Source organism: Methyloceanibacter marginalis (genome assembly GCF_001723295.1).
Taxonomy (GTDB): Bacteria; Pseudomonadota; Alphaproteobacteria; order Rhizobiales; family Methyloligellaceae; genus Methyloceanibacter; species Methyloceanibacter marginalis.
This window is the reverse complement of record NZ_LPWD01000345.1, coordinates 1-6,298: the sequence shown is the minus strand read 5'-3', so window position 1 is coordinate 6,298 and position 6,298 is coordinate 1. Positions and strand designations below refer to the sequence as shown.

The 6,298-nt window shown below is 65.0% G+C and carries 11 protein-coding genes; 7 read left to right on the top strand and 4 right to left on the bottom strand.

Translation table 11 applies throughout. The features are described from left to right. On the top strand, positions 1 to 631 hold a 631-nt coding region (locus AUC71_RS12365; protein WP_425283388.1), incomplete at its 5' end, for a sodium:solute symporter family transporter. Positions 632 to 641: 10 nt separating this feature from the next. On the opposite strand, the gene AUC71_RS12360 is transcribed toward AUC71_RS12365, so the two are convergent. Continuing rightward, positions 642 to 884 (bottom strand): hypothetical protein, encoded by a 243-nt coding sequence (locus tag AUC71_RS12360; protein ID WP_141701666.1) that lies wholly within the window; start codon positions 882 to 884, stop codon positions 642 to 644. Then, positions 860 to 1,138, bottom strand: a complete 279-nt coding sequence (locus AUC71_RS18800) for a hypothetical protein (protein WP_141701665.1) — start codon at positions 1,136 to 1,138, stop codon at positions 860 to 862. Before AUC71_RS18800 ends, AUC71_RS12360 begins: the two co-directional genes overlap by 25 nt. A gap of 249 nt (positions 1,139 to 1,387) precedes the next feature. Here AUC71_RS18800 and AUC71_RS22010 point away from each other — a divergent pair, with 249 nt between their 5' ends. From AUC71_RS22010 to AUC71_RS12340, 4 genes are all read left to right on the top strand, one after another. Further along, positions 1,388 to 1,975, top strand: coding sequence for an amidoligase family protein (locus AUC71_RS22010; RefSeq protein WP_069624506.1), 588 nt, complete (start codon positions 1,388 to 1,390; stop codon positions 1,973 to 1,975). Next, positions 1,866 to 2,351: an amidoligase family protein gene (locus AUC71_RS22005; protein ID WP_483127810.1), complete on the top strand. Its 486-nt coding sequence runs from the start codon at positions 1,866 to 1,868 to the stop codon at positions 2,349 to 2,351. The genes AUC71_RS22010 and AUC71_RS22005 overlap by 110 nt, the downstream gene beginning before the upstream one ends. Continuing rightward, positions 2,348 to 3,079, top strand: coding sequence for a gamma-glutamyl-gamma-aminobutyrate hydrolase family protein (locus AUC71_RS12345; RefSeq protein WP_069624504.1), 732 nt, complete (start codon positions 2,348 to 2,350; stop codon positions 3,077 to 3,079). Before AUC71_RS22005 ends, AUC71_RS12345 begins: the two co-directional genes overlap by 4 nt. A 169-nt stretch (positions 3,080 to 3,248) precedes the next feature. Next, positions 3,249 to 3,740 carry a TVP38/TMEM64 family protein gene (locus AUC71_RS12340; RefSeq protein ID WP_158007829.1) on the top strand — a complete coding sequence of 164 codons (492 nt, stop codon included), beginning with the start codon at positions 3,249 to 3,251 and terminating at the stop codon, positions 3,738 to 3,740. A 3-nt stretch (positions 3,741 to 3,743) separates the two neighbouring features. Here the strand turns inward: AUC71_RS12340 and AUC71_RS12335 are convergent, their stop codons facing one another. Together AUC71_RS12335 and AUC71_RS18795 are read right to left on the bottom strand one after the other, a co-directional pair. After that, positions 3,744 to 4,889, bottom strand: coding sequence for a S10 family serine carboxypeptidase-like protein (locus AUC71_RS12335; RefSeq protein ID WP_141701664.1), 1,146 nt, complete (start codon positions 4,887 to 4,889; stop codon positions 3,744 to 3,746). Next, positions 4,886 to 5,116 (bottom strand): hypothetical protein, encoded by a 231-nt coding sequence (locus tag AUC71_RS18795; RefSeq protein ID WP_141701663.1) that lies wholly within the window; start codon positions 5,114 to 5,116, stop codon positions 4,886 to 4,888. Before AUC71_RS18795 ends, AUC71_RS12335 begins: the two co-directional genes overlap by 4 nt. A 320-nt stretch (positions 5,117 to 5,436) precedes the next feature. Here AUC71_RS18795 and AUC71_RS12330 point away from each other — a divergent pair, with 320 nt between their 5' ends. Both AUC71_RS12330 and AUC71_RS12325 read left to right on the top strand, forming a co-directional pair. Further along, a complete protein-coding gene (locus AUC71_RS12330; RefSeq protein ID WP_069624502.1) occupies positions 5,437 to 5,718 on the top strand; it encodes a hypothetical protein in 282 nt (93 codons plus the stop codon). 352 nt (positions 5,719 to 6,070) lie between these two features. Further along, positions 6,071 to 6,298: hypothetical protein (locus AUC71_RS12325; protein WP_141701662.1), on the top strand; the 228-nt coding region annotated here is incomplete at its 3' end.

Below are 6,298 nucleotides of genomic sequence, written 5' to 3'. Positions count from 1 at the left end.
CGCGCTGGCGCTCTCGATTGGCAACGCGCTGTCCTACGACGTCTTCTACAAGGGCCTGTACCCGGCGGCGCCGGTCAGCCGCCAGCTGTTCGTGGCCCGTCTCGCGATCATCGCGGTCGCAGGGCTTGCGGGGTGGGCCGCCTTGGCCGCGCCGGACGAGACCATGATGGCCGCGCCCGCGGCCTTCTCGCTCGCGGCCAGCGCATTCCTGCCCGCGCTGGTCCTCGGTGTGTGGTGGAAGCGCGCCACAAGCGACGCGGCATTGGCCGGCATGGTCGCGGGGCTCGTGGTGTGCCTCTATTACATGATCGCGCCGCACATCATTCCGTTCCTCTTCTACGAGTCGTCCAGCTTTCTGTCCGATGCGACGGCGGCACAAATCGCCACGTACGAGGGCTTGCGGTACGACTACTACTTGGCGGGCGACGCGGCGGCGGAGGCCGCCGTGCTGGCGAAGTGGGAGGCATCCGCGCGTCCCATCGCCAATTGGCTCGGCGTGCACGGCGCTTTGGCGGGCGTGTTCGCGGTGCCGGTGGGGTTCGTGGTGACCGTCGTCGTCACCCTGTTCACCCACGCGCCGTCCAAGGACGTGCAGCGCTTCGTGGAGGCGCTGCGCGCGCGCTCGGCCTAGCGGAGCGCCGCTATTCGGACGAGGAGTCGGCTGACTGCGAAGGCGGCGGACCGCCGAGCAGGCGGAAGCTGTCGCGGAAGCGCACGGCATCCTCGCTCTTGGCATGTCCCTTCGGGCCTGCGGAGATGACCATGTATATGCGGTCGCCGTTGGCGACGAGGGTGATGAGGTGATTGACGTTGCCGCGGCCATCCTCGGCGATCGCTTCGTAACCGGGCCGCTGGTCGATCAATTTTGGGACCTTGTTGCGCACCTGTGTGCCGCTGCCCTTGGCGTAAGCTTCGACCACCTTGGTGAAATAGTCGGGCTTGGGCGGGCTCGCGCGCGGCCTTCCGGATATTCGAACACCACGACGCTATAGACCGTGTCCTTGTCGGCCTTCACTTGGTAGTCGTGCTGCAGCAGCGGGTTCTGACCGGAGACCGGCGTGCTTACCGGCTTCGGCTTCTCGGTGATGCCGGGGAAGGAGGCCACGAAGCCGCGCTCGGGAAAATGGACTCCCGCCATTGCGGCTCTTGGGGCGCGTCTTCCGTCTCCGCGATCTCCTCGGCGAGGGCCGGAGCGCAGAGCAGCATCAGCGTCAGGCAAACAGCGCGAAACGTCGAGTTGGCATCGCGATCCCTTACGTCAGAGGTGGTCGTCGGAGGCTGTCGAGAATCGGGAGTCTAGCCGATTGGCCGTGTCCGATCACGCGCAACGGAACCTTGCGGGCGCAGTGTCGTTCCCCAGTAACACGTGTGATCTATCTGCCCCGCCATGCCCCAGCAAGACCGATTCGAGTTGCCGCCAAGTCTTACGAACGCCGACGACGAGGAAAGAAGCGTCGGCGTGGAGATCGAGTTTGGCGGTCTTGGCGCCGAGCCCGCCTCGCTTCTCGTCCAGAAGGTGTTCGGCGGCACTCTGCTCAAGCACAATCCCAATGCCTTCGACGTGGAGGGGACAGCGCTTGGCGACTTCACCGTGAGGCTCGATACACGCTTTGCCGGCTACGATGAAAACGCGGGCGGCTTTCTCGATGAGGTGAAAGCCGAGCTCGGCAATTTGTTCGGCGCGGCGGCAAGCCTCGTCGTGCCGTTCGAGATCGAAGCGCCGCCTGTCGCGCTCCATCAACTGCCCGAGATCGAGCGCCTGATGGATGAGCTGCGGAATGCGGGCGCGAGTGGCACCGGGCAGCCCGTTCTTTGCCTTTGGTCTGCACCTCAATCCGGAAACGCCAAGTCTCGATGCGCGGACCATCACCGCCATCGTGAAGGCCTATGCCATGGCCAGCCCGTGGCTCTGGCGCGCAATCGATCCGGATACGACGCGACGGCTGTTGAATTTCGCGGAACCCTTTTCCGATGAGTATGTGCGGCTTCTCGCAGGTGAGAGCTATTGGCCGGATGAGTCGGCTTTGATCGACGACTATGTGAGACTGAATCCCACCCGCAATCGCGACCTCGATATGCTGCCGCTGCTTGCCTTTCTGAACGAGGATCGGGTTCGATCGAAGCTTCCCGACGAGAAGATCAACCCGCGGCCCACGTTTCACTACCGCCTTCCCGATATGCGGCTCGGCGATCCCGATTGGAGCTTGGCAAAGGAGTGGAACCGCTGGGTCGCGGTCGAGCGGCTCGCCGCCGACGCTGCGCGACTGGCCGCGACCTGCCGCGCCTATCTTGCGCACGAGGGCGGCCGGGAAGATTGGGCGGTGCGGACCGAAGGTCTCGAGGTCGCATGAAACCGCGCATCGGCGTCACGGTCTCGCAGCGTGGGGGCTGGCGGAGCTTCCTGATGAATCGTCTCGCCTTGTGGCGCGCGGGCGCGAAGGCCGTCCGGTTTGTGGCCGGCGACACGGTAACGCTCAAGGGGTTGTCTGGCCTGATCATCGGGGGCGGCGACGACATCGGGGCGGAGCTTTACGGCGGTACGCCGGTGCCGGACGTGCGCATCGATCCGGCCCGCGACGCCCTTGAGCTGGCCTTGCTGGAAAAGGCGATCGCCGAGCGCATGCCGGTGCTCGGCATTTGCCGCGGGGCGCAAATCCTCAATGTGCATCTGGGCGGCACGCTGCATACCGAGATACACGAAGTCTACGAGAATGCCTCGAAGATGCGGACGGTCTTGCCGCGGAAGTCCGTGACGCTGGAGGACGGCAGTCATCTGGCGCGGCTGTTGCGGTGCAATCCCTGCCGGGTAAACGCGCTGCACCACCAATCTATCGACAGGCTCGGAACGGGCTTGCGTGTTGTCGGCCGGGACGAGGTCGGCGTCGTGCAGGCGGTCGAGACGACGGGTGCGGATTTTCTTTTCGGCGTGCAATGGCATCCCGAACTGCTCGTGTTGTCGCGGCCGCAACAGCGGCTGTACCGGGCGCTTGCGGAAGCTGCGCGGGAATGGGCGGAGACAGGAAATGCATCTCTGGCGGCGGCGGACCGCGTCGCAGCGGAAATGGCGGAAATGTCATGACGCGCGTCTTGGCAACGCTTGCGATCTATTTGGCTGTGTCTCTCGTTTCGGGAAGCGCTGAAGCCTGGAGATCGCCGGCTTCGACGTTGAGCGGGATCTGCCGGGGCTGGGGATCTGGGGGCCGATCGGGATTATCAGCCTGCGCTTTCTCGCGGCCTTGTTCGGCGTGGTGCCGAGCTCGCCTGTGCTGCTTGCGGCCGGTGCGACGCAGGGCATCGTCTTGGGCAGCATCTATGTGCTGATCGGCGCGCTACTCGGCGCGCTCACGGCTTTTCTGATCGGCCGGTATCTTGGCCGGGATTTCGTGGAGCGCCGCGGCTGGATGGATGCACTCGCGAAGACCAAGTTCGGCGGCTGGCTCTTGGATGAGAAGACCTCGCAGAGGCGGCTGATGTTGGCGGTGTTCTATTGCCGGCTCATTCCCGGCATCAATCTCGACGCGCTCAGCTATGTGGCGGGGGTGACGCGCATCGCCACGTGGCGCTTCTTGCTCGCGACATTCGGCGCGCTGCTGCCCTACACGGTGCTGCTTGTGGCCATCGGCCATCAACTTGTGAAGCTCGGGCCTACCGAGCTTGTCATCGTCCTGCTCGGGATCTTGCTGGTGAGCGCGATCCCCGTGCTTTGGCGGTACTGGCCTGTGCGGTCCGCCGGCAGCTAGACGTCAGCCCTGCGATGGGGCGGAGAACAGAGCCCGCCGGTACATCGTCTCCACGTCTTGCTTGAGCGCGCGCCGGGAGTCGGGCCGCAGATAGAGCATGTGTCCACCCGCATAATCCTGGATGGTGATCGGGCTTGCGCCGTTGAGCGGCGGAAGCTGCTTCACCAGATAAGTCGGCGCCATATAGGGCGTGATGAGGTCGGTGTAGCCGGTGGCGATCATCACCTCAAGCGCGCGATTGGCCGCGCGCGCCTCCTGGATGTCGTCGAGCACGCCGGCATAGCCTTGTCTGGTCGGGCTCGTACCGTAGTCCCATTTGCCGCTGACCTGGCGGTTCAGCAGCTCGAAAGGCTCGTCGGTTTTGAAGCCGAGCTCCTCTCGCGCATATTGCACGAAGGCGGCGGTCCAGAGCGGCACGGTGGCGTCGAGCACGGGATCGGGTCCGCGCGGCCAGGCGCTCGAGGGATGCGGGTCGGGCCCGCTGACGCTGCCGTCGTAGCGGCTCAAGACCTGACCGCCGGCGCGGTCGAATTCCTTGATGAAGAAAGAGGGCGTGATGCGGGCAAGGCGCTGCTCGACATCTTTTAGCGGAAGCCCGGTCAGTTCCGCGACACGCGTACTCGCCGCCTCACCGCCTTCCTCCGCGCCTGCGGCCAGCGCCACGAGATAGTCGGTCATGGCGTAGCGCTCGGCCTCTTTCAAAGCTTCGGCCAGCCCTTCGCGCGTGGTGACGCCTTCGCTCTCGAGCTTGACCGCGGCGTAGGAGGGAAGGGCCAGCGCCCAGGGCATGGGGTCGTAGTCTTCGCCATGCAGCAGCGCGAATTCGAGCGCCGGCGACACAAGAACCAGCCCGCTCGGTGAGACGCCTCCAGTCTTTTGAAGCTTGCGCGTGATGGTCGCGGCCCGGAAGGCGCCATAGCTTTCGCCGGCGATGAAGACCGGCGAGCCCATGCGGCCGTTCTCGGTCAGATAGAGGCGGATAAACTCGGCGAGCGAATCCGTATCCTGCTCGACGCCCCAAAAATCCTTGTCTTCCTTGCTACCGGTGGCGCGGCTATAGCCCGTGCCGACAGGATCGACGAACACCAGATCCGTCAAGTCGAGCCAACTCGCGTCGTTGGCAATGAGGCGCGGCGGCGGTCCGATCAACTCGCCGGTGTCGGTGGCTCCACGATTCTCGGACCGATCGTGCCGAGATGCAGATAGGTGGAGGCGGCGCCGGGGCCACCGTTGAAGACGAAGGTGACGGGCCGGCTGGCGTCCTCAGGCTCCCTGGCGTAGGCGACGTAGAAGATCTCGGCCGTCGGCTTGCCATCGTCGTCGCGGGGCTCGATGGCACCGGCCACGGCGCTGTAGGGGATCGTCTCGCCGTCCATCTCCAGCGTATGATGGGTGATCGCCGTTGGCGGCAGCCGCAGGCGGACTTCCTGGCTCTCGTTTTCCGATTGAGCGGTCTTGGCCGCCTCGTTCGCCTCGGCCAGCGCAGCGTGCGGTGCGGCAAGGGTGAGGAGAACGCCAAGACACAGGCGCTAGAGAAGAGGCGGAGAGTGTTTGTCACGGAGACCTGTCGGCTGCTGGCGTTTTAAGGGCTGAGGTGAGAGATAGTCAGACATACGGGCAGTCTCAAGGCGGAGTCTTCTCCGAGCCAGGTCTTGCTACCATCACCGCGCCATCATTCGGGCCCAAGCAACCCGCGATGACTAGACAAGTCTTGATCGTGGTTGCCTTGCTGCCTCTATGGCTTGGCCTTTTCGCCTGCGCCTCTCGCGAAGACCTTCAAGCCGAGCGGGTGGCCAAACAGGCGGCCACCGAGGCCGAGGACGACGCCAAGTGCCGCAGCGCCAAGGGAGAGCCCGGGAGCGCCGAGTATGACGCGTGCCGTCAAGACTTGGCCGCCCAGAGAGCCCGGCAGGGCGACATCGAGTACCAGAAGGCCCGCGATTTCGATCGGGTTTTGGGTGGTTTGGACGACCTTTAGAGACGTCTACCCCGCCGCCACACCTTCATAGAAAAGTCGTATCCCCCGGGTTTGGCCGTTGGCCGCCATCGCTTTGACCGCTAAGCTAGAAGCAGCGGAGAGCTGACAGCCGAGATACTTGCCTTGTCCCCCTTATGGGGCGCAGCCGGGGACGGCGCCCGCGGCTCGCCGGGCCGAGGCGATATGATGTCTGGCAGCTCGTCTTGCGGTGGAAGCTCCGGGATCGGGGGGAGGGAGCTTCGCACGGGCGCCGGCACATGTGCTCCCCTTGCGTACCGAGTGAGTCTTGCGGTGATTACGAGGCTCGATCTCGATCGGGTCTTTTGCGGAGCCTTTTGGCATGGCCAGTCCAATGCGTAAGAAGCGTGCCTGGTCCACCCGGGAAGACGACGCCGAGTCCAAAGAGACTGCGGCGTTCGAGGCGACTGTTGCCGCCGCCAAGGATACGGCTGCCAAGTCCGGAGCCTTTCTCTCCAGCGCCAACGAGGATCTGACCGACCACCACCGCTGGCTGCGCGCCCAGAGCGCCGCGGTGGAGCGCGACCGGCAACGGCATGAGCGCTGGCTGCAGCGCCAGCGG

What these genes read in the sequence shown, in the direction of transcription:
- AUC71_RS18800 (WP_141701665.1), bottom strand. Translation starts at nt 1,138, where the DNA reads ATGGCGGGAGTCCATTTTCCCGAGCGCGGCTTCGTGGCCTCCTTCCCC.
- AUC71_RS22010 (WP_069624506.1), top strand. Translation starts at nt 1,388, where the DNA reads ATGCCCCAGCAAGACCGATTCGAGTTGCCGCCAAGTCTTACGAACGCC.
- AUC71_RS12345 (WP_069624504.1), top strand. Translation starts at nt 2,348, where the DNA reads ATGAAACCGCGCATCGGCGTCACGGTCTCGCAGCGTGGGGGCTGGCGG.
- AUC71_RS18795 (WP_141701663.1), bottom strand. Translation starts at nt 5,116, where the DNA reads ATGGACGGCGAGACGATCCCCTACAGCGCCGTGGCCGGTGCCATCGAG.
- AUC71_RS12330 (WP_069624502.1), top strand. Translation starts at nt 5,437, where the DNA reads ATGACTAGACAAGTCTTGATCGTGGTTGCCTTGCTGCCTCTATGGCTT.